Raw genomic sequence first — 20,171 nt, 5'->3', positions numbered from 1 at the left:
TCAGGCGACGAGAAGTCCCATTTCACCCAGGATTGCCGCGGCCTGGGCATGGGAAATCACGGCACCTTTGAAGGCGCGCACATCGGTCAGCTTGAGGCCGCCGAGGTCAGCCCCGCGCAGGTCGGCGGCCTCAAAGCGTGTCAGCTTGAGCACCGCATCGCGCAAGCTGCAGCCTTCCAGCACAGCCTCGCGGAAATCGCAGCCGGACAGGTCGGCGTCCGAGAAGTCGAGCTGGTTCAAGGTCGCCTTGCGGAACGAGAAACCGCGCATGTCCGCGCCAACCAGCAGGCACTCGTCAAAAACGGCGCCGAGATGCGACACCTCTTCGAAGGCCGCGCCGGTCAATTTGCAACTGCGGAAACTGGCCGATGCCAGCTTGGTCCGGCGCCACTTGCTGTTATTCAGGTCGCAACCCTGGAAATGCGCGTCGACCAGGTCGGCCGATTCGAAGTCCGCCGACATGCCGCGGCAACGCTGCCAACTGCTGCGCGCCAGTTTGCAGGCATACAGGATCGTTTCGTTGAAAGTGCAGCGCTCGAACACGCAGTCCTGCAGGTCAAGGCGGGACAAGTCGGCGTCGTCAAAACTGCATTGCACAAAATGACGGATGCCGGCCGCCAGCTGCTGCGCCAGCAAATCGCGGTCCATTTCCATCTTAACGGCGCTGGCTCTTAGCCGCGTGGGCCGCGTGGGCCTCGTAAATCGTCTTGGCGTCTTTGTGGGCCTGGTCGACGTTGCGCAGCTTCTTGTCATCGTCATGGCGCACGAAGAACTCCGCGTCCTGTGCGTCCATGACCAGTTTGACGGCGAGGCTGTCTTTCAGGTTGTATTTTTCGAAGATGAGCGTAGTCACTTCGTCGAGGTATTGTTCGTAAGTCATGATCGTTTCCTTCCGGTGGCGATTATACGCTTGGCCCGGGCACTTGCCGAAACGATCGGAGGTCTATATAATTCGGGCCCTTCGGGTCGTTAGCTCAGTTGGTAGAGCAGCGGACTTTTAATCCGTTGGTCGCAGGTTCGAGCCCCGCACGGCCTACCAGAAAAAGATAGAATAGCCAGCCTTCGGGCTGGCTATTTTATTTTGCGCACTATGAAGCATTCCCTGTTCCTGTTCGACCTCGACGACACCCTGCTCGACTTCCGCGCCTCCGAGAAGCTCTCTTTCGAACGCGTGTTGCGCGAACTGGGCTACAAGGACAGTGTCGACGACCTGTTCCAGCAATATCAAGTCATCAACATCGCATTGTGGCGGGCCTTTGAAGCCGGCACGGTCGCCAAGGAATTCCTGAAAGTAGAACGGTTCCGCAAGACCTTCGCGGCGAACGGGCTGGAGATCGACCCGCAGCAGGCGAGCCACCGCTATCTCGAATCGCTGTCCGCAACCGTGGTGCTGGTCGATGGCGCCAAGCGCCTGTGCGAAACGCTCGCCGCGGCGGGCGAAGTCGGCATCATCACCAACGGCGTGGCCCATATCCAGGACCGCCGCATTGCCAGCTCCGGCCTGGGCGACTATATCTCCTTTACCGCCACCTCCGAAGCATGCGGTTTCGCCAAGCCTGACAGCCGCTTCTTTGAGTACGCCGCAAAGATGGCGCGCTCCTTCAACAAGGACGACACCGTTATCGTGGGCGACCGGCTGGACGCCGACATCCTTGGCGCCAACCGGTTCGGCATCGAAAGCTGCTGGTTCAATCCCGGCCGATTAGCCAACGACACGGAAGCACTGCCCACTTTCGAAGCCGCCCACCTTGACGATATCGCTCCCCTGCTGGCTTAGAAGGCGAAACGCAAGCCGGCATTGACCCGGCGCCCCACGTCTTCCAGCGTCAGGAACTGGCTTTCGTTGTTGGCATATTCGTGCATGCGCGCATTGTTCAAATTGATGCCATCCAGGTACAGCGCGATCTTCGGCGTGAGGTTGTAGCGCAGGCTCAGGTCGTACTGGCCGTACGCCGCGCGGGTGCGTGGCTGGGTGCTGCCGCCGCCGCAATCGACGGCGAACTTGTTGCGCCAGTTGTAGCTTACGCGCGCCGAGAAGGTCTCGTTCTCATAGAACAGCGAGGCGTTGTACGACTGCTTCGACAAACCCGGGTATCCGCAATCCAGCGCCGCCGCGTCGTCGCGGCTGGCGGTAGCGTCGACGAAGGTGTAGTTGGCAGCGACGCCAAAGCCGCGCAACCAGGCGATGCCGTTGTCGAAGGCGTACTGGCCGGCCAGCTCGATGCCCTTGATCTTGCCCTTCTGGCCGTTGCGGATACGCGTGTCGTGCACCACTTCCGAATACTGCGGAATGGTAATGTCTTCCAGCCGCTTTTCCAGGAAATTCGACACCTTCTTCTGGAAGACGGCCGCGCCCAGGAAGTTGGTCTTGGACAGATACCACTCATACGACAGATCCAGGTTTTTCGACTCCATCGGCTTCAGGTAAGGATTGCCGCCGCCGGTCTGCACGTCGCCGAAGCGTCCGCCGTACCAATTGTCCACGCCCATCTGGTTCAGGGTTGGCCGGGTCTCGGTCTTGGAGGCCGCCAGGCGCAGCACCATATCGTCGCTCAGGTCGAACTTCAGGTTACCGGATGGCAGCACGCTGTTATAGCTGTTCGAGACCGCAGTTTCGACCGCCGGGCCGTAATTCAGGATGTAGGTGGTGTCGTTCGGACTCTTGGTAGCCGACAGCAGCACGCGGCTGATGCCGGTGGAGGTCGAATTCACGTGCACCACACGCACACCGGCATTGGCCGACCAGCGTTCGCCTTCCCACTTCGAGTCGAGGAAGATGCTCGAGACCTTTTCCTTGACGCTCCAGAAGTTCGGTTTGGTGTAATCGATCGCCATCGGGCCGTTCGGGAACCTGGTCTTGTCCAGGTACAGCGCCGGATCGTTCGACAGGGCCAGCACGGATGGCTGGTTCAGGTAGTTCATGTACGCATACGGATCGAAGCTCAGGTAGCTCGCCGGCGCACCGGGAAAAGCGTTGTCCAGCGATTTCACCGTGAACAGCGACGACGGCAGCGCGACATGGTAGCCGCTGAACGCGTTCCATGAATCGCTTTCCCATTGGTTGCGTCCGACCTTGCGCTGGGAATGCGAGACACCGGTGTCGAGGCCCTTGAAGGCGCCGATCTCATGCGCCCACGACGCATTCATGCGGGCCTCGCTCAATTCATCGGCAAAGCGCACGTCCTTGTTGGACACCGCGTGCGCCCGCACCGCATTCGGGTCGGTGATGCCATCGCCAAAGGACAGGCTCGGAATGCTGCCGAAGGTCAGCGTATCGCCGTTGTTCGGCACCATGCCCGCCACGATCCACTGGTCCGGGGTTTTGGTGGTGGTGCGCGAATTCGAGACATCGCCCTCCAGCTTCCACTCCGGCGATGCGTTCCATTTCGCGTTCAGGCCGAAAGCCTTGGTGATCGACAGGCGGTCGCCGCCCTTCACGATCATGTCGTTCGAGTTGGCGTCGGTCAGGATGCCGGTGCCGTCGCCGACCAGGGCCGGATTATTGGCGAAAAAATTTGCGCCGGGACGCATGAAGCTGGTGACCTGGTTGTTCGAATCATATTTCACGCCCAGTTGCACCGGATTGTTCCAGTCGCTGATCGCAATCACGTCATTGCGCTGGTTAAGGCGCGAATACAGCGCATCGGCGGTCAACTTCCAATCCGCCGAAGGGTTGTACTGCACGGTGAGGTTGCTGACCAGGCGCTTGCGGGTTTCGTTCTCCTGCTGGTAGCCGAAGCTTTGCGGCATCAGCAGCTTCTTGCTGCTGACATTGGCCATGGTCAGGCCCTGGGAATTCAGGTCGCCATCGATCATGTAGACGTCGCGCAGGTTCCAGGCGTCGTTGATGGCCTTGTTCTGCTTCGATGCGCGGTCGGTGTAGGACAGGGAGCCAGTCACGCCGAAGGTCTTGTTCTCATTGGCGAAGGAGTACATGCCGCTGACGTTGGGCGTATTCTTCTTCGAGTTCGAATCATAGGAGTCGAACACATTGACCACGCCCGAGTGGCCGGCCTTGCCGGACAGCGGGCGGGCAGTCTGGATATCGACAGTCGAACCGATGCCGCCTTCCGGCAGGAAGGGCATGGAAGTCTTGTAGACGATGGCTTTCGAAATCAGGTCGGACGACAGCAGGTCGAACGAGAAATCGCGGCCGCCGGTATCGCTGGTCATGGTGCGGCCGTTGACCAGCACATTATTGAATTCGGGGCCCAGGCCACGCACGGAAATGTAACGCCCTTCCCCGTTGTTGCGCTGGATCTGCACGCCGGTGACGCGTTGCAGCGATTCCGCGATATTCGTATCCGGGAATTTGCCGGCGTCTTCGGCTGATACGGCATCTACTACACCTTCCTGCAAACGCTTGGTCGCAAGCGAGGAAGCGAGGGAAGCGCGGACGCCGCTCACCACCACCTTGGCCGAAGGATCGATCGCCTCGTCGGCCGTTTGAGCATAGGCACCCAGCGGCAGCAGCATTTCTGCGATCAGCGCCGCCAATACAGTCTTACGCATATTGTCTCCGTTATTTTGGTTTGGTGAGCCAATGTTACGCAGGGCCTGCAATATCAAAGTATTGCGTCTTTCAGTATTGATATTCCGAAAACGTATGAGTCATACTGGCTTCCCTGTCCCCTTGCGCGAGATCGCCATGCACTACATCCTCATGTACGAATATGCCGCAGACTACCTTGAACGCCGCGCCGAGTTCCGCGACGCGCACCTGAAACTGGCTTGGGCCTCGCACGAACGTGACGAATTCCAGCTGGGCGGCGTGCTGGCCGACCCGGTCGACAGCGCACTGCTGTGGTTCAAGACCGACTCGCCCGCCGTGGTCGAGGAATTCGTCAAGGCCGACCCGTATGTGAGGAGTGGCCTGGTGTTGAATTGGCGCATCCGGCCGTGGATGACCGTGGCCGGAGAACAGGCCGACGCGCCGATCTATCCAGGTTGATGTCGGATTTATGCAACTCGTGAAGGTGTGAGAACCCTGAAACAGGTCCAGATAGAGTCAATGCCGTGCGGCAACGGCAACGCTTCGTTCACGGGGGCCAATATCGCCTGGTGCATTGCGGGCGCCGTTTACTGGACGCTGGCAATTCTCGGCACCTTCTATGCGGATTGATCGGTCTTGTGGCCTGCCAGCGGGATCTCCGGCAGGAACAGCAGCACGATCAGGCCTAGCAGCACCAGCACTGCGCCTGCGCCGAAGATGCCTGCGATCGCGTGGCGGTATACAGCCACCGTCGATGGCAGCACGCTGACGCCAGGCCCCACTGCCGCCACGGCTTTCACGCCGTGGATGTGCAGCGAACGCGCCAGCAGCGCGCCCGATCCAGTCACGCCCAGCAAGCCCCCCAGCGAGCGGAAGAAAGTCAGCATCGCCGTTCCCACGCCACGGCGTGGCAGCGGCAAGGCGTTCTGCACCGCGATGGTCATGTTCGGCATGACCAGTCCCAAGCCGGCGCCAAGCAGGAAGATCGCCGGTTCAATGATCCAGTAGCCCCACCCGGCTTCCATGCCAAGCGCCAGCGTCGTGAAGGCCACCAACGCGGCAACCAGCCCGCCCAATTGCACGCCCTTGTACTTGCCGGTGCGCGCCAGCCTGCGGCCGCTCAGCATCGAGGAGCCTACCAGGCCGATCATCATTGCCACCGTGAGCAGGCCCGAGCTGGCAGGACTACTGCCCATCACCACCTGGAAAAACAGCGGGAAGAACACGGTGGCGCCCATCAGGCCCATGAACGTCAGCGCCATCACCACGCTGGCGATATTGAATACGCGGTTGCCGAACAAATCCGGTGGCAGCACCGGTTCCGGCACTTTGCGCACGTGAATGGCCAGCCAAGTACCCGATACCACGGCCAGCACGCTGCATGCCTGCACCTGCAGCGAATCCCAGGCCCATTCGGTGCCGCCCAGCGCCAGCACCAGCAGTGCCGAGGTGATCGAACCGGTCATCAGCACTGAGCCGAGGTAATCCACGCGGTGCGCGTGGTGCACCGTCTCCTTGCGCAGTGCCCGCGCGATGGCGTAGAAGGCCACGGCGCCGACCGGCAAGTTGACGTAGAAGGTCCAGTGCCAGGACAGCGCATCGGTAATCAGGCCGCCCAGCACGGGGCCGAGCAGGCTGGTGGCGGCATACACCACCGGCACCATGCCCATGCGCTTGCCGCGCTCCGCCGGAGGAATGATGTCGGCGATGATAATCTGCGCCAGCGGCAGGAAGCCGCCCGCGCCCACGCCTTGCAGCGCGCGGAACACGATCAGCTGCGTCATGTCCTGCGCCATGCCGCACAACACGGAGCCAAGCAGGAAGGCGCCCATGGCGGCGAAGATCATCGGCCGGCGGCCGTACTGGTCGGCCAGCTTGCCGTACAGCGGCATGGTCGCGGTGGAAGCCAGTACATAGGCCGTGACCACCCACGACAAGTGGGCCATGCCGCCCAGGTCCGCCACGATGCGCGGCAAGGCGGTAGCGACAATGCTCTGGTCCAGCGCACTGAGGCCCAGCACGGCCATCATGGCCAGGTAGACGGCGCGGATTTCGCGCTCGGTGACAGGAGTTTCCCTCATGGCGTTCCGATGAGATTCAAGGGTTCGATGGCAGCTTCCAGTGCCGACAATTGGGCGGGAGTCAGGCGCGCGATGCGTTGCGCCATCCAGTCGCGGCGCTTGTCGCGCAGGGCTTCGATGCGTTCGGCGCCGAGCGTCGTGGCCTGCAGGCCGGAGCGGCGCCGGTCTTGCGGATCGGGCGCGCTGCGCTCCACCAGCCCCGCCTCCTCCATCGCCTTGACATGGCCGCTCATAGTGGCGGCGCGCACGTTTTCCATGCGCGCCAGTTCGGCCACCCCGATGCCCGGCTGCTCCTGGATGATGGACAGCAGCATGTACTGCACCAGTGGGATATCGCCGCCGTTTTCGCTGGCGTCGCGGCGCATTTCGCGCACCAGCTTTTTCAGCGTCAGGCGCAACTCCTCGCTGGCGGCGAGCACGCGCGGCGACAGGCTTGGTTCATGTTTTTTTGGCATCGACCCAGGTAATTAGGTAGGCTACCTACCTATATTAACGGATTTCTCCTGGCCGCGCAAAAGCGCCAGCAGATGGTCGCGCGCTGTAACCAGCGTCATGCCCTTCTCCTGCAGGTGCGGCAGCAGCTTTTCGAACAGTTCACGGCGCCGCGCGCCGGCTTCGGAAATATCACGCCGGTCGCTGAAGAAGTCCATCAGCGTGGAGCCGCACAGGCAATTGCGGTAGGCTTCCACGATCGCCACGCTGTCGTCATCGAAGCTTTGCTTGAGGCCAGTGATGTTTTTGCGTACCGAATCGGTTTGCTGCATGAAGTCTTGCGCCGTGGCGAAAACCCGCCCGCAATTGCTGCAATGCTTCGGGAAAGCGGCAGCGGCCAAGGCTTGCAAGCCCTCAAAGAACAGACGTTCCTCCATTTTCGCAACCTCTTTCTTCCAGTGCGCTGCAATTTATGAGACAGTAAATCTTTCGCGCCGCGGAGCACAAGATGACCCTGCAGGAGCATTGCCGACTCGAGCCGCTGGATCGCGCGCATACGCTGCACGCCAGCTTCTACACCGACCAGCAATGGCTGGAATTCGAACAGCGGGAAGTCTTCGGCTCGACCTGGCAACTGGCGGCGCACACCGGGGAGCTGGGTGCAACGGGCGACCATGTGGTGGTCAACATTGCCGGAAAACCGATAGTCATCATACGCCAGCCTGACGGCAGCCTGCAGGCTTTCTTCAACGTCTGCCGCCACCGCGCCGGGCCGCTTGCGACCTGCAATGGCAAGGGTGCGCGGGCGCTGCACTGCAAATACCACGGCTGGACTTACGAGCTTGATGGCAGCTTGCGTGCGGCCACCGAAATGCAAGGCGCAGCCGGTTTCGACAAGTCGCAGATCCGCCTTCCCCGCGTCCAGGTGCGCGAGTGGCAAGGCCTGGTGTTCGTGGCCCTGGGTACAGCCGCGCCGCCGTTCGAGCAGGTTTTCGCCGGCATCAGCGAGCGCATTGCACCCACCGACTTGTCGCACATGCGCTTTGCCAAGCGCGATACCTACAAGCTCGAATGCAATTGGAAGGTTTATATAGACAACTTCCTCGAGGGCTATCACCTGCCCTTCGTTCATCCCGGCCTGTCGAAGGTGCTGGATTACCGTGTGTACGACACCGAACTGGCGCAATGGCATTCGCTGCAGCATTCACCGCTGCGCAACAACGACGGCATCTACGGCGACGGCAATGCCTGGTATTACTTCGTCTACCCCAACATCATGCTGAACATCACGCCGGGCCGGCTGCAGACCAACCGCATCCTGCCTGCCGGCCACCGGCAATGCATCGTGGAGTTCGACTATTACTACACCGACGACCCGCAAGTCCAGGCGCGCGTGCAGGCCGAGCAAGCCTTCAGCGACGAGATCCAGGCGGAAGACATCAGCATCTGCGAGCACGTCCAGCAAGGGCTGGCGTCCGGCTCGTACAGCGCCGGGCGCTTGAACCCGCAGCGCGAAAGCGGCGTGTGGCATTTCCAGAACCTGCTGCGAGCCGCCTATGCACGCTACCAGTAAAGGCAAGCCGCTCGGCTTCTGGATGTGCACCTCCCTGATCGTGGGGAACATGATCGGCATGGGCATCTTCATGCTGCCCGCCGCATTGGCGCCATTCGGCAAGAACGCTTTTGCGGGTTGGGCCATCACCGTGATTGGCTGCCTGTTCATTGCCCACGTCTTTGCCCGGCTGGCTCGCGCCATGCCCGATGAAGACGGGCCTTATGGCTACTGCCGGCGCGCCTTCGGCAATGGCGTCGCCTTCTTCACCATGTGGTGCTATTGGGTGTCGATCTGGGTCACCAATGCGGCGCTGGCGATCGGCATCGTCGGCTACCTGACGACGCTGGTGCCGGCGCTGTCCTCCCATCCCGCCCTGCCGCCGCTGACGGCCATGGGCATCATCTGGTTCTTCGTGCTGGTCAGCCTGCGCGGGGCGCTGGCCTCGGGCCGGGTGCAACTGGTATCGGCGGCACTCAAGCTGCTGCCGATGGGCGCCATCGTACTGCTCGGCGCCTGGATTTTCGGCAGCGACAGCGCGGCTTACACGGCGCACCTGCCACCCACTCCGTTCACGCTGGATGGCACGGCCGCCGCAGGCACGATCGCCCTGTTCGCGATGCTGGGCGTGGAATGCGCCTCGCTGCCGGCCACCAAGGTGGACCAGCCTGAGCGCACCATTCCGCGTGCCACGATTGCCGGCACCCTGGTGGCGGCAATCGTGTATGTGCTGGTCTGCACGATTCCGATGCTGCTCCTGCCGCCGGCGCAGCTGGCCGCGTCCAACGCCCCCTTCGTCGACCTGTTCCGCCGCTACTGGGATGCCGGCAGCGGTCATTGGCTGGCGATGGCCGTCATCTTCAGCGGCCTGGGCGCGCTGAATGGCTGGACCATGCTGGCAGGCGAAGTGACGGCCTCCATGGCCCGCCACGGCATTTTCCCCGCCACGCTGAAATCGGCCAACCGCCACGGTGCACCGGCCTGGTCGCTGCTGCTGGTGGGCATGCTGGCCAGCGTGATGATCGCGATGAACTACAGCCGCTCGATGGCCGAAGCCTTCACCTTCCTGACGCTGGTGGTGACCGCCGCCAGCATGCCGCTCTACCTGGTCGGCGGTGCTGCCGTGTTCAAGCTGCGCCAGCGCGGCGCCATGCTGGCGTTCAGCGCGGTGATGACCTGCATCTTTTCGCTCTGGGCCTTTTACGGCATGGGCAAGGAGGCATTCTGGTGGGGCGTCGCGCTGGGCGCGGTCAGCCTGCCGGTGTTCTGGCTGGTGCGCTGGCGGCACAAGGAGCGGCTGGCTGAAGGCAGTACGCCACCAGCAACAGCGCCGCAGTAACGGCAGCGACCAGCGCCAGCCTGGCCGGCAGCGACAGCAGGGCAGCATGGGCGATCAGCTGGTTCTGCATCACCACGGCGGCAACAAACGCCAGCAGCGCGGCGGTGGTCCAGCGCGTGCCGCCGGCCGTCGCGCGGGTAGCGCTGTACAGGCGGCCCGCAGGCAGCGTGAAAGCCGGCCACGGGTCGGCGGCGGCAACGTCAGCGGGACGCCAACCTGTGTGGCGGAACCACAAGGAAAGCTTGTCGCGCCAACGTGCCGTGCGCACGGCGTCGTGCCACATGACCGCCGGCCACGCGAATTGCGCCCACACCGCGTTCCAGCCCGGCCCGCCCTTGCGCACGCCGTACACGCACTCCTCGCCTTCTTCGATGTAGGTACCGAACAAACGGTCCCAGATCATCAGCGTGCCGGCGTAGTTTCGGTCCAGGTAGACATCGTTGACGGCGTGGTGCACCCGGTGCGCACTCGGCGTATTCAGGATCCCTTCGATCAACGGCACGCGGCCTATCAGGCGGGTATGAATCCAGAACTGATAGAACTTGCTCAGGGTGAGCTGGATGATGAACACGCCCGGCGGGCAGCCGAGCAGCGCCAGCACCATGAACAACGGCGCATGGAACGCATCCTGGAAAGCGCCCTGCCGCAACGCGGTGGTGAGATTGAATTCCTCGCTCTGGTGGTGCGGCGAATGCACCGCCCACAGGAGGTTGATTTCGTGCGACCAGCGGTGCGCCCAATAATAGACAAAATCAAAGGCCACGAACGACCAGGCCCAGGTCCACACCGCCCCGGGCGCGGATTCCCACCACGACAAGTGGCTGAACACCCAGCCATAGGCCAGCAGCATGGCGGATTTGGTGAAGACTTCCAACGTCACGGTCCAGATGCCGCAAGCCATGCTGGTCATGCTGTCCGCCAGTGAATAGGCCTTGATCCTGCGGCGGTGCGCCAGCCAGGCTTCGGCCGCGATCATGACGAGGAGCACGGGAGTGGCCGCAGCCACCAGGGCATTGTTATCGAGCATGCGCAGGCTTGGCGCCGGCCTTGCGGCCAAGAGCGGTGCGCAGTACCTCGCCGACAGGACGGTTCAGCACCGCAGCGACGGTCTGCATGCGCTTGGAGTCCAGCACGGGACGGCTGTTCTGCGCAGCCAGGGCGGCTTGCGCAGCCTGGGCCGCGGCCAAGGCCTTGGCTTTTGCTTCGCGCCGCGCGGCGGCGGCGATATCGGCCAGTTGCGCCAGCTGCACCTCGTTCGGGAAGCCCTCTACGTAATAGCGCGGCGGGTAATCGTCGGTACGCTGCATCAGCGCGCCCACGATCGGCATCGCCGCTTCCCAGGTCACGGTAATCGGCGGTTCGATGCTGGCGGGATCGGCGAAATACAGCAGGTCGGTCTTCGGCAGCAGGCTTGGCATGTCGCGCGTCCAGGTGCAGGCGCTGGTACGGACCTGTTCCGGACCAAGCTTGCCGACCAGGTAGGTGACCACGCAGCGATTGCGGCCGCTGGCCCATTCGTGCGCTTTCAGCAGTTCCTTCTGCAGGCGGTAGTCATTGCCTTCCACATACTTGGCCAGGCTGTTCAGGCGCCGCGTCAGGCTTGGCGGCACGAAGATCTGCCAGCGGCCGTCCACCAGGCGCAGCAAGCGCGGCATGACCATCTTTTCTTCGCGCATGGCGGAAATCGCCGCCTTCAGCATCGCGTCCATCGCCACTTCGTTCTTGTCGCTGCACACCATCAGCATGCCCCGCGTCGGCACCATGGCCACCGGGCGGCCTTCCGGGACGGCAGCCTCGATCAGTTCCGGCAACAGCATGCGCGACGAATCGTAGCCATCGTCCCAACCGCCGCCGAATACGCCCTGGGGCGATGGCAGCAGCGGCGCGGTGGAGCGCGCGCGCAGGTTGGCGAAGGCGGCCTCGAAGGCAGCATCTTCCGTCATGTCCCAGGCTTCCAGGTGGGCGCGCGCCACACGGTGCACAACGGTGCCGCGATGGAAGGCCAAGCCCATTTCCAGCCCTTCGCAGATCGGCCGATACAGCAGCGGCGAGTAGCCACGGGCCGCTGCCAGCATGGCTTGCCCGCGCTCCGCGCTGTTGCGCACGATCGGCAGCAGGTGGCGCACGGCCTCCTCCACCATGCCCGGCGTATTGCCCATCAGGACCATGCCGGCGGTGTGGCGCAGCAGGTCTTCGCTGGCGGCCAGCGATGCGCCAAGCCAGTCCTGGTACATGCTTTCCAGCGGCACCAGCAGTTCCAAGGGATATGGTGATTCCGGGCCGGGCACGCCAAACAGTTCGCCCTCATCCGCCAGGAAAGTCCAGCGCCGGCCCGGGTCCAGCAGCTCCAGGTGCCCCTGCAGTTGCACCGCATATTCAGCCAGGGAAGCGCGCGCGGCCGGCGCCTTCTCCTCTTCGACTTCGCAGCGGATGCCGCAGGTGATCAAGGCATCGCGGAAGCGCTCGGCCATATCCCAGTCGACGCCTTTCTTAACGATCGCGCCATTGCCGAGGATGATGGGGCGTACCGCTTCCAGCGGGCGGCGGAACAAAAGCATCAGGCGTGCCTCGACCCGCTCCTGCAGGAAGCCGCTCTGTACGCCAAGGGTTTTGATCCGATAAGTCGCCACGAAGTTCGCCACGAACACCTAGTTGAAGAAATTGCAACAGCATTGTAAGGGAAGCCGGACGTTAACAGTCAGCAAACCTGTATCATGTTGGCCCCATGCCACAAACCATTATATCTCTCGCGACTAGCGATTTAGTTGTAAAGAAAAGCCGTTTCCTCGGCTTTGTCCAGCCGGTGGCCGACCGTGCCGCGGCGCAAGCCATCGTGGCCCGGCTACGCGCCGAGCATCCCGACGCGGCCCACGTCTGCTGGGCCCTGCTGGCTGGCGGCCAGTCGGCGGCGGTCGATGACGGTGAGCCGGGCGGCACCGCCGGCCGCCCGATGCTTGACGTGCTGCGCCACCAGGACCTGGAAGGCGTGCTGGCGGCCGTGGTGCGTTATTACGGTGGCATCAAGCTGGGTGCCGGGGGCTTGGTGCGAGCTTACACCGATGCCGTGGCGCAAGCCTTGCTGAATGTCGAAAAAGTCGCCATCGTACGCTACACGGAGCTGCGTTGCAGCCTGCCCTATGCGTTCGAAGGCTTGCTGCGCCGCGAACTGGCTGCTGCCGGCGCCACGCTGCTGGACGTCGGCCACGACCAATGCGTCACGCTGGCCTTTCGCGTCCCGCAAAGTGCCGCGCCAGCCTTGGTCGCCCAACTGAACGAGGCAGCCAGCGGCCAACTCACGTGGGCAACATCGTTACACGAATAAATAAAAAGTTACAAAGAAATAATTACCTATTAACAATTTTTGCGTTATTGCCCGGCTCTCGCTACTGTCGTGAACATGCGCGATGAAACACTATTTTCCGGCAATCAACTGTCGGCACTGTTGAATGCCCTGCCCGACCCTGCGTTCATCCTGACGCGCAGCGGCCGTTACATTGCCATTTTCGGCGGCATCGACGTGCGCTACTACCACGACGGCTCGCACCTGATCGGCAAAACGGTGCATGACGTGCTGACACCGGACAAGGCGAGCTGGTTCCTGAAAGAGATCGAAACCGCCCTGGCCTGGCGCGCCCTGCATATCGTCGAATACAGCCTGGTGCCCGGCGACATCAAAGACCTGCCAAGTTGCGGCCCCAGCTACCGCCTCTGGTTCGAAGGCCGCATCCAGGCGCTGGACTTCCAGGTCGACGGTGAAGACGCGGCACTGTGGGTCGCCAGCAACATCACCGCGCGCAAGGAGATGGAAGTCCAGCTGCGCATGCTGAGTGAGGTGGACTCCCTGTCCGGCCTGCTGAACCGTCGCAAGCTCATGAGCGTGCTGGCCGAGCATTTCGATACCTTCGAGCGCTACGGCACGCCGATGGCCGCGCTGATCTTCGATATCGACCACTTCAAGCGCGTCAACGACGAACATGGGCACCTGGCCGGCGATGAGGTGATCAAGACCACCGCCGACGTGTGCCGGCGCGAATTGCGCACCACCGATGCGCCGGCTCGCCTGGGCGGCGACGAATTCGTGGTCCTGATGCCACACACCACCCGCGAACAGGCAGCCCCGATCGCCGAGCGCCTGCGCCAGCGCATCGCGGAAACCCTGCAAGCCTTGGGCAGTATTGGCGACGCCGTCACCATCAGCGGAGGGCTGGCCGGCTTCCGCGCGGGGGATGGCTCCTGTGAAGACGTGCTGAAACGCGGTGACGATGCCCTGTACCAGGCCAAGCGCGCCGGGCGCAACCGCATTGTCGGCGCCGACTGATGCTTGCGAGGTCTTGATAAAAGGTTCAGAATTCCTTCAAAGCCCGAGGGAGGTTGCGATGGACTCATTACTACAGTTCAAACCTGGCGACGCCTGGCTGCTGCGCAGCCGCGGCACACGCGCCATGAACCACCTGCTGGCACCGGCATCCGCGCCGCGTGCCGCCGCCCCGCCGGTCATCGGCCGATGGCGCGGCCGGGAATCCCTCCCCATACACCTGCTGGATAAGCTGCGCGAATCGCGCGCCAACAACGCCTACGCGCGCCGGCTGGAAGACCTGCAAGTGTGCGTGGCACGCGCCGAAGTGCAGATGCGCCAGTTGGCGGCGCCCCAGGCCTGGCAAGTACCCGGCGCCGGCCCGGTGCTGGGCGGAGACGCCATGCTGGCAAGCTGGCGCAAGATGGCCGAAGGCGGTCCGCTGGCGCGTGAATTCGCCACCTATGCCTGCCACGTTTCGGCCTGCACCCGCCAGTTGCAGGAGGCCTTGGCCAGCTTCGAGCAGCTAGCGCAGCAAGCCAAGTCACCGGAGCGCCATGCCCCGCTATATGAGCTGGCCGGACGCCTGGTCGCCTGGGGCGACGCCCTGGTGGACGACGAAGTGGCGGACGAAGTCATGCTGCGCATCCAGGCCTACCCCGAGCTGTACGAGGAAATGCAGGACGAAGGGGATGGCGGCAGCGACGAGGCGGTGGCCAGCCTGGAGTCGCTGGGCGACGCCGACCTGCTGCGCCTGGATTGGGCCGGCGGCCGGCGCAACAAGCTCCTCAAGGCACTGAGCCGGCTGCGGGCCAACTGATACGGTCGTTTCCGGGCGCTTCTGCGCCTGTTTTTCGGGGCGGGGCCGGAGCACAATAGGCCCAACCTCGAAAGGAAACGACATGGACGACACCAAACCCCGCAGCTTCGGCGAAACCATGCTGGCCGTCGCCTGGTCCTTCATCGGACTGCGCCGGCGCAGCGACTTTGAACGCGACGTCGGCGCCCTGCGCCCCGGCTACGTGATCGCAGGCGGACTGATTGCAGCGAGCTGCTTCGTCGGTATCCTGTTGTTCGCGGTACGCCTGGCCACATCGTGATGCAGCTTGAACACGCCCACCAAGGTGTCCAGGTGGGCGGCCTGCTGCTTCAGCGCATCCGCCGCTGATGCCGCTTCCTCCACCAGCGCGGCGTTCTGCTGCGTCACCGTATCCATCTCCGTCACCGCCCGGTTGATCTGCTCGATGCCGGCGCTTTGTTCGTCGCCGGCAGCCGTGATTTGCTGCATGATCTGCGACACCCGCTGCACGGAGGCCACCACTTCATCCATGGTATTGCCGGCGCGGGTCACCAGGGCGCTGCCCTGGTCCACCTGTTGCACCGAATTGACGATCAAGTCCTTGATTTCCTTGGCGGCAGCCGCCGAACGCTGGGCGAGCTGGCGCACTTCGGTGGCGACAACGGCAAAGCCGCGCCCCTGCTCACCGGCGCGCGCAGCCTCCACCGCCGCGTTCAGGGCCAGGATATTGGTCTGGAAAGCGATACCGTCGATGACACCGATGATGTCCGAGATCTTGCGCGAAGAATCGCTGATCGAGCCCATCGTCTGCACCACCTGCCCCACCACAGCACCGCCCTGCTGCGCCACCGCGCTAGCCGCCGCGGCCAGCTCGTTGGCCTGGCGCGCGTTGCTGCCGTTTTCACGCACGGCGCTGGTCAGCTCCTCCATCGAAGAAGCGGTTTCCTCCAGCGCGCTGGCTTGCTGCTCGGTGCGCGAGGACAAGTCAAGATTGCCGGCTGCGATCTGGGTGGCGGCGGTATTGATGGTCTCCGTCCCCTGCCGCACTTCGGACACGATGCGCAGCAGGCTGTCGCGCATCACGCTCATGGCCTTCATCATGCTCGCCTCGTCGTCGTGGCGGGTTTCCACCTGCACGGTCAGGTCCCCGGCAGCGATGCGGCCGGCGATTTCGGCTGCCACATCGGGCTCGCCGCCCAACTGCCCAAGCAGGCGGCGCGCAATCAGCGTAGCGGCAACCACGCCTGCCACCAGCGCCACGACGCTCATTGCCAGCATCATGGTGCGGGCAGCGGCATAGGCTTCGGCCGCCGCCGCTGCATCCCTGGCATTGTGTTGGCGCTGAAGCTGCACGTCTTCGTCCATCACGTCCTGCCAGCGCTGGGTGGCGGGACCGGCCTTCTGCATCAGCAGGGCCATCGCTTCCTCGTCCTTGTGCTGCAGGGACAGTTCCAGCAACTGGTCGGTCAGCGGGCGGGCTTCCTGCTGCAATGCGCGGATGCGGGCGCGGATCGCTTTCCCTTCCTCCGAGCCTGGCAGGGCTTCCAGTGCCGCCTGGGCCTTGTCGTACTGCGCCCGCGCCGCCTGGATCTTAGGCAGCTCGCGCCGCATGGCCGTATCGTCCGACAACAGCGCCAAGGTGCGCGTTACGCGGGCGACGATGTGCACCGCTTCCGACATATCCTGCACATAGGTCAGTTTCGCTACATTGAGCTGCACGATCTTCTCGAGCTGTCCGTGGATGCGATGCATGTTGTAGATGCCGAGCCCCGACACACCGGCCATCAGCGCCAGCACCAAGCCAAAGCCCAGCGCCAGCCGGGTGCCAACCTTCATCGATTGCTTCGACATAGCTATTCCTTTCGTAGCGACCTTGCAACCACGGTCCTGCAAATAGGCAAGACTACACCAATTCAATTAGAATCTGTCGATTCCAAAATTTAAGCCGCCGCCCCTCCATGAACCTGCAAGTGATCCTCAACCTGGCCGTCGCGGCCATCGTGCTGGCCTTCCTCGTCGTGCAGCAGAAACGCCATGCCAGCTTTACCGTGCGGGTGTTCAGCGCCTTGGGGCTGGGCGTGCTGCTCGGCGCCGGACTTCAGGTGTTGTATGGCGCCGGCAGCGAAGTAGTCAAAGTGACCGGCCAGTACCTCGATATCGTCGGCAGCGGCTACGTCAAGCTGCTGCAAATGATCGTGATGCCGCTGATTATGGTGTCCATCGTTTCAGCCATCCTCAAGCTGCGCAATGCCAGCTCGCTGGGCAAGATCAGCGCCCTCACCATCGGCACCCTGATGCTGACGACCACCGTGGCGGCGGCGATCGGCATCCTGATGGCCAAGCTGTTCGGATTGAGCGCGGCGGGCCTGGCTTCGAATGCGGCGGAACTGGCGCGCGGCGCCTATCTGGAAGGCAAGCTGGCCGACGCGCAATCGATTTCGCTGCCGAATATGCTGCTGTCCTTCATTCCGAGCAATCCATTCCTCGACATGACGGGCGCACGCAAGACTTCGACCATTGCGGTGGTGGTGTTCGCAGTGTTCGTCGGCGTTGCCGCCATCGGCATCGCGGAAAAGAAACCGGAACACTTCACCTCTTTCGATCACGCCGTGCACGTGGCCCACACCATCGTGATGCGCATGGTGACGCTGGTGCTGCGCCTGACGCCCTACGGCGTATTCGCGCTGATGGCGCAAGTGGTGTCCAGCTCCAGCTACGCCGACATCCTGAACCTGATCGGCTTTGTGGTGGCCTCCTACTGCGCCCTGCTGCTGATGTTCGGCGTGCACCTGGCCATGGTCAGCGCCAGCGGCCTGAATCCGCTGCGCTACACCAAGAAGATCCTGCCGGTGCTGACTTTCGCCTTCACTTCCCGTACCAGCGCAGGCTCTATTCCAATGAGCGTGCAAACCCAGACCCAGCACCTGGGCACGCCGGAAGGCATCGCCAACTTCGCCGCCTCGTTCGGCGCCACCATCGGCCAGAACGGCTGCGCGGGCATTTACCCGGCCATGCTGGCAGTGATGATTGCACCGACAGTCGGCATCGATCCGTTCACCGCATCGTTCCTGGTGCCGCTACTGGCCATCATCACCATCGGCTCCGTCGGCGTGGCTGGCGTGGGCGGCGGCGCGACGTTCGCTGCGCTGATCGTACTGTCTTCCATGAACCTGCCGGTGGCATTGGCGGGCCTGCTGATTTCGATCGAACCGCTGATCGACATGGGCCGTACCGCGCTGAACGTCAGCGGCTCGATCGCCGCCGGCACCGTCACCAGCCGCGTGATGGGCGAGACCAATATGGCGGCATTCGCCAGCGACCAGGAATTGCAGGTCGATTCCCAAGGCGCCGCATAGAATATGCTGATCCGCTATGAGTTCGACAGGTGCTATTCTCGTACGACATCACCACCAAGCCGCGCTGGCTATCGTGGTTAGTGACTCCCTTGGTGGTGTTCTTTTTCAAACGCGAGACACGCAAGCGGATCGCCGCACTCCAACAGTATGCACACGATAACTATCGGCGCTTTTGAACTCAGCTTCGAACCGGCGCTGGTATCCGTTCCCCGCGACGGTTCCGACTACGACTGGCTATGCAATGACTGGATCGGTGTGCGTCATTTGATCAAGATTGAACAGGCTGATGGATGGGCAACGGTCACAGGCCTGAATGGTGGACCGACCGAAAAAAGACGGCATGTAATCCGTCCTCTGCTGCCGACGGCACTGACAGATTCCGAGATTGTCGACCATTTCGTTCAGTCCGCACTGACCGAATATCGCACACGGGAAGACATCGAAAAGCAGATTGCAATCACCAACTACCCTTGGGGCAATCTAGTATCCCTTAACTGGACATCCCATGGGTACGCCCCGGGCGGGACGGAGTATTGCATGCTACTAAATGAGGGTATCGCGATCTCACTTGGTCTTTTGGCCCTTGATTGGTCAACTATAAAGATCTCTTCAGCTAAATCCGACGGATCGAATCAATAGCCATGGCAAAGATAGGGTGCACCTGCGGACATACGATCCGCGACCAGACAGACTCACTTCCCTACAAAGCGTCTCTTCTGCGCGACGTCGACCGTGATCCGTTCTTCGATTGGTTGATCGAAGAAACACAAAGCTTTGTCGAAGCAGCGCAGCGTGAAGCCGTCGGCGCCTGGTTAATAAAAAGGGATATGGTCCAGACTACGTTTCGCTGAACCTACCCCACGGCCATATTCTGCATGATCACATTCATTCCAAATACATCGACTACCAACGCGACGTGTATGAATGCGCAAAGTGTGGCCGCGTACTCATCGAAACTTCGCAGCCCAACAAATTCGCGAGCTTTTCGCCCGACGTTCAAACGTCGATAAATCTGTTGAGTGATTAGTTTTAGCATTCGTTTCGTGGGCAGCTACTTGCTTAGACGCCGGTAGTTTTGCTCACTTCTCTACCTAGGCACTCCTAGTGCATTCCCACAGGCAATGTGGCCTGACCGCATCATATTTGGTCTGATTAATTGAAATATTGGTCAGACCAATATAAGATTGACGGGCCGATCAGGCACGCCTATTCAGCCCCACCGGAGCGCACAATGAAAAAAACCATAATGGAGACATTGGTGGCTGCCGTACTCGCCACCGGAATTGCACACGCAGCACCGCTACCCTTGCAGGATGCCGTCATCACCGCCACCTACAACGGTTCGGCCGACGCCATCGTCGGCCTTGACCACCTGTTCCAGCTTGAACCGGGTTCGAACACTACCGCCCTCGATCCATCCGGGACCGGTGTCGAATTCCTCAGCGCCGATGCGATGTTCGGCTTCGACTTCGATGCCAGCGGCTTATTGACCGTAATCGCAAACAGCGCCATCGCACCCGGCACCTACCAGTTCCACTTCGATTTCGGCGATACCCTGGCCGCACCGCTGACAGCCTTCAAGCTGCTCGATGGCAGCGGCATCGGCGGGCTGCCGGTGCTGTCGCTGGGCGCCAACGGCAAGTCGATCGACATCGACCTGACTGGCACCAGCTGGGCCGAATTTGCCAGCTTGACCGCCCAACTGGATGCTGCCGCCGTACCGGAACCAGGCAGCGCGGCACTGATGCTGGGCGGTTTTGCAGCACTGGCGGCAGGCCGCCGCCGTACACGCCGCAGCTAAGGCAGCTCCCCCTTCCCTTCAAGGA

20 protein-coding genes and 1 tRNA gene are annotated in these 20,171 nt (G+C 62.4%); 12 read left to right on the top strand and 9 right to left on the bottom strand.

Going from position 1 to position 20,171, the window contains the following annotated elements; translation table 11 throughout:
• Positions 1–654 (bottom strand): pentapeptide repeat-containing protein, encoded by a 654-nt coding sequence (locus BM269_RS24300; protein WP_090443439.1) that lies wholly within the window; start codon positions 652–654, stop codon positions 1–3.
• Between the two features lies 1 nt (position 655).
• Positions 656–880 carry a hypothetical protein gene (locus BM269_RS24295; RefSeq protein ID WP_090443436.1) on the bottom strand — a complete coding sequence of 75 codons (225 nt, stop codon included), beginning with the start codon at positions 878–880 and terminating at the stop codon, positions 656–658.
• A gap of 83 nt (positions 881–963) precedes the next feature.
• Here BM269_RS24295 and BM269_RS24290 point away from each other — a divergent pair.
• Both BM269_RS24290 and BM269_RS24285 read left to right on the top strand, forming a co-directional pair.
• Positions 964–1,039 (top strand) — tRNA-Lys (locus BM269_RS24290).
• A 51-nt stretch (positions 1,040–1,090) separates the two neighbouring features.
• Positions 1,091–1,777 (top strand): YjjG family noncanonical pyrimidine nucleotidase, encoded by a 687-nt coding sequence (locus tag BM269_RS24285; protein ID WP_090443433.1) that lies wholly within the window; start codon positions 1,091–1,093, stop codon positions 1,775–1,777.
• Here the strand turns inward: BM269_RS24285 and BM269_RS24280 are convergent.
• Positions 1,774–4,512 carry a TonB-dependent receptor gene (locus BM269_RS24280; protein WP_090443429.1) on the bottom strand — a complete coding sequence of 913 codons (2,739 nt, stop codon included), beginning with the start codon at positions 4,510–4,512 and terminating at the stop codon, positions 1,774–1,776. The genes BM269_RS24285 and BM269_RS24280 overlap by 4 nt on opposite strands.
• 136 nt (positions 4,513–4,648) lie before the next feature.
• Here BM269_RS24280 and BM269_RS24275 point away from each other — a divergent pair, with 136 nt between their 5' ends.
• Positions 4,649–4,951, top strand: coding sequence for a YciI-like protein (locus BM269_RS24275; RefSeq protein ID WP_090443551.1), 303 nt, complete (start codon positions 4,649–4,651; stop codon positions 4,949–4,951).
• A gap of 158 nt (positions 4,952–5,109) precedes the next feature.
• On the opposite strand, the gene BM269_RS24270 is transcribed toward BM269_RS24275, so the two are convergent.
• Genes BM269_RS24270 through BM269_RS24260 form a run of 3 tightly spaced genes read right to left on the bottom strand, consistent with a single transcriptional unit; the run spans position 5,110 to position 7,442 of the window.
• Positions 5,110–6,573 (bottom strand): MDR family MFS transporter, encoded by a 1,464-nt coding sequence (locus tag BM269_RS24270; protein ID WP_229204781.1) that lies wholly within the window; start codon positions 6,571–6,573, stop codon positions 5,110–5,112.
• Positions 6,570–7,028 (bottom strand): MarR family winged helix-turn-helix transcriptional regulator, encoded by a 459-nt coding sequence (locus BM269_RS24265; RefSeq protein ID WP_090443426.1) that lies wholly within the window; start codon positions 7,026–7,028, stop codon positions 6,570–6,572. Before BM269_RS24265 ends, BM269_RS24270 begins: the two co-directional genes overlap by 4 nt.
• 21 nt (positions 7,029–7,049) lie before the next feature.
• Complete coding sequence (locus tag BM269_RS24260; RefSeq protein WP_090443423.1) at positions 7,050–7,442, bottom strand: hypothetical protein; 393 nt, start codon at positions 7,440–7,442, stop codon at positions 7,050–7,052.
• A 71-nt stretch (positions 7,443–7,513) separates the two neighbouring features.
• On the opposite strand from BM269_RS24260, the gene BM269_RS24255 reads away from it, so the two are divergent.
• On the top strand, positions 7,514–8,578 hold the full coding sequence (locus BM269_RS24255) for an aromatic ring-hydroxylating oxygenase subunit alpha (RefSeq protein WP_090443421.1): 1,065 nt from the start codon (positions 7,514–7,516) through the stop codon (positions 8,576–8,578).
• The gene (locus BM269_RS24250) at positions 8,562–9,896 is read left to right on the top strand and encodes an APC family permease (RefSeq protein WP_090443419.1); all 1,335 of its coding nucleotides are present in this window, start codon (positions 8,562–8,564) and stop codon (positions 9,894–9,896) included. Before BM269_RS24255 ends, BM269_RS24250 begins: the two co-directional genes overlap by 17 nt.
• Here the strand turns inward: BM269_RS24250 and BM269_RS24245 are convergent.
• Positions 9,808–10,923, bottom strand: coding sequence for a sterol desaturase family protein (locus BM269_RS24245; protein ID WP_139232856.1), 1,116 nt, complete (start codon positions 10,921–10,923; stop codon positions 9,808–9,810). The two genes, BM269_RS24250 and BM269_RS24245, sit on opposite strands and share 89 nt — an antisense overlap.
• Positions 10,913–12,526, bottom strand: coding sequence for a DUF1444 domain-containing protein (locus BM269_RS24240; RefSeq protein WP_139232855.1), 1,614 nt, complete (start codon positions 12,524–12,526; stop codon positions 10,913–10,915). Before BM269_RS24240 ends, BM269_RS24245 begins: the two co-directional genes overlap by 11 nt.
• Before the next feature lie 95 nt (positions 12,527–12,621).
• On the opposite strand from BM269_RS24240, the gene BM269_RS24235 reads away from it, so the two are divergent.
• The 4 genes from BM269_RS24235 to BM269_RS24220 all read left to right on the top strand — a co-directional run bounded on the left by BM269_RS24235 (position 12,622) and on the right by BM269_RS24220 (position 15,290).
• The gene (locus tag BM269_RS24235) at positions 12,622–13,218 is read left to right on the top strand and encodes an IMPACT family protein (protein WP_090443410.1); all 597 of its coding nucleotides are present in this window, start codon (positions 12,622–12,624) and stop codon (positions 13,216–13,218) included.
• 75 nt (positions 13,219–13,293) lie between these two features.
• The gene (locus BM269_RS24230) at positions 13,294–14,214 is read left to right on the top strand and encodes a GGDEF domain-containing protein (RefSeq protein WP_090443407.1); all 921 of its coding nucleotides are present in this window, start codon (positions 13,294–13,296) and stop codon (positions 14,212–14,214) included.
• A 58-nt stretch (positions 14,215–14,272) separates the two neighbouring features.
• Complete coding sequence (locus BM269_RS24225) at positions 14,273–15,010, top strand: hypothetical protein (protein WP_090443405.1); 738 nt, start codon at positions 14,273–14,275, stop codon at positions 15,008–15,010.
• Positions 15,011–15,092: 82 nt separating this feature from the next.
• Positions 15,093–15,290: a DUF2970 domain-containing protein gene (locus BM269_RS24220; protein ID WP_090443402.1), complete on the top strand. Its 198-nt coding sequence runs from the start codon at positions 15,093–15,095 to the stop codon at positions 15,288–15,290.
• Here BM269_RS24220 and BM269_RS24215 read toward each other — a convergent pair.
• Positions 15,209–16,840 carry a methyl-accepting chemotaxis protein gene (locus tag BM269_RS24215; protein ID WP_090443399.1) on the bottom strand — a complete coding sequence of 544 codons (1,632 nt, stop codon included), beginning with the start codon at positions 16,838–16,840 and terminating at the stop codon, positions 15,209–15,211. The genes BM269_RS24220 and BM269_RS24215 overlap by 82 nt on opposite strands.
• 107 nt (positions 16,841–16,947) lie before the next feature.
• Here BM269_RS24215 and BM269_RS24210 point away from each other — a divergent pair, with 107 nt between their 5' ends.
• From BM269_RS24210 to BM269_RS24190, 3 genes are all read left to right on the top strand, one after another.
• Positions 16,948–18,345, top strand: coding sequence for an L-cystine transporter (locus tag BM269_RS24210; RefSeq protein ID WP_090443396.1), 1,398 nt, complete (start codon positions 16,948–16,950; stop codon positions 18,343–18,345).
• Positions 18,346–18,492: 147 nt separating this feature from the next.
• The gene (locus tag BM269_RS24205) at positions 18,493–18,984 is read left to right on the top strand and encodes a hypothetical protein (protein WP_090443393.1); all 492 of its coding nucleotides are present in this window, start codon (positions 18,493–18,495) and stop codon (positions 18,982–18,984) included.
• 592 nt (positions 18,985–19,576) lie between these two features.
• Positions 19,577–20,146 (top strand): PEP-CTERM sorting domain-containing protein, encoded by a 570-nt coding sequence (locus BM269_RS24190; RefSeq protein ID WP_139232854.1) that lies wholly within the window; start codon positions 19,577–19,579, stop codon positions 20,144–20,146.
• The last annotated feature ends 25 nt before the right edge of the window (positions 20,147–20,171 follow it).

Source organism: Duganella sp. CF458 (assembly GCF_900113115.1).
Taxonomy (GTDB): domain Bacteria; phylum Pseudomonadota; class Gammaproteobacteria; order Burkholderiales; family Burkholderiaceae_D; genus Rugamonas.
Note: the sequence above shows the minus strand (reverse complement) of the source record. Positions and strands in the feature narration are given on the sequence as shown.

Coding starts and splice junctions, on each gene's coding strand:
- BM269_RS24235 (WP_090443410.1), top strand. CDS start 12,622: ATGCCACAAACCATTATATCTCTCGCGACTAGCGATTTAGTTGTAAAG.
- BM269_RS24275 (WP_090443551.1), top strand. CDS start 4,649: ATGCACTACATCCTCATGTACGAATATGCCGCAGACTACCTTGAACGC.
- BM269_RS24255 (WP_090443421.1), top strand. CDS start 7,514: ATGACCCTGCAGGAGCATTGCCGACTCGAGCCGCTGGATCGCGCGCAT.
- BM269_RS24215 (WP_090443399.1), bottom strand. CDS start 16,840: ATGTCGAAGCAATCGATGAAGGTTGGCACCCGGCTGGCGCTGGGCTTT.
- BM269_RS24230 (WP_090443407.1), top strand. CDS start 13,294: ATGCGCGATGAAACACTATTTTCCGGCAATCAACTGTCGGCACTGTTG.
- BM269_RS24225 (WP_090443405.1), top strand. CDS start 14,273: ATGGACTCATTACTACAGTTCAAACCTGGCGACGCCTGGCTGCTGCGC.
- BM269_RS24280 (WP_090443429.1), bottom strand. CDS start 4,512: ATGCGTAAGACTGTATTGGCGGCGCTGATCGCAGAAATGCTGCTGCCG.
- BM269_RS24270 (WP_229204781.1), bottom strand. CDS start 6,573: ATGAGGGAAACTCCTGTCACCGAGCGCGAAATCCGCGCCGTCTACCTG.
- BM269_RS24190 (WP_139232854.1), top strand. CDS start 19,577: ATGAAAAAAACCATAATGGAGACATTGGTGGCTGCCGTACTCGCCACC.
- BM269_RS24210 (WP_090443396.1), top strand. CDS start 16,948: ATGAACCTGCAAGTGATCCTCAACCTGGCCGTCGCGGCCATCGTGCTG.
- BM269_RS24260 (WP_090443423.1), bottom strand. CDS start 7,442: ATGGAGGAACGTCTGTTCTTTGAGGGCTTGCAAGCCTTGGCCGCTGCC.
- BM269_RS24250 (WP_090443419.1), top strand. CDS start 8,562: ATGCACGCTACCAGTAAAGGCAAGCCGCTCGGCTTCTGGATGTGCACC.
- BM269_RS24285 (WP_090443433.1), top strand. CDS start 1,091: ATGAAGCATTCCCTGTTCCTGTTCGACCTCGACGACACCCTGCTCGAC.
- BM269_RS24220 (WP_090443402.1), top strand. CDS start 15,093: ATGGACGACACCAAACCCCGCAGCTTCGGCGAAACCATGCTGGCCGTC.
- BM269_RS24300 (WP_090443439.1), bottom strand. CDS start 654: ATGGAAATGGACCGCGATTTGCTGGCGCAGCAGCTGGCGGCCGGCATC.
- BM269_RS24295 (WP_090443436.1), bottom strand. CDS start 880: ATGACTTACGAACAATACCTCGACGAAGTGACTACGCTCATCTTCGAA.
- BM269_RS24205 (WP_090443393.1), top strand. CDS start 18,493: ATGCACACGATAACTATCGGCGCTTTTGAACTCAGCTTCGAACCGGCG.
- BM269_RS24265 (WP_090443426.1), bottom strand. CDS start 7,028: ATGCCAAAAAAACATGAACCAAGCCTGTCGCCGCGCGTGCTCGCCGCC.
- BM269_RS24245 (WP_139232856.1), bottom strand. CDS start 10,923: ATGCTCGATAACAATGCCCTGGTGGCTGCGGCCACTCCCGTGCTCCTC.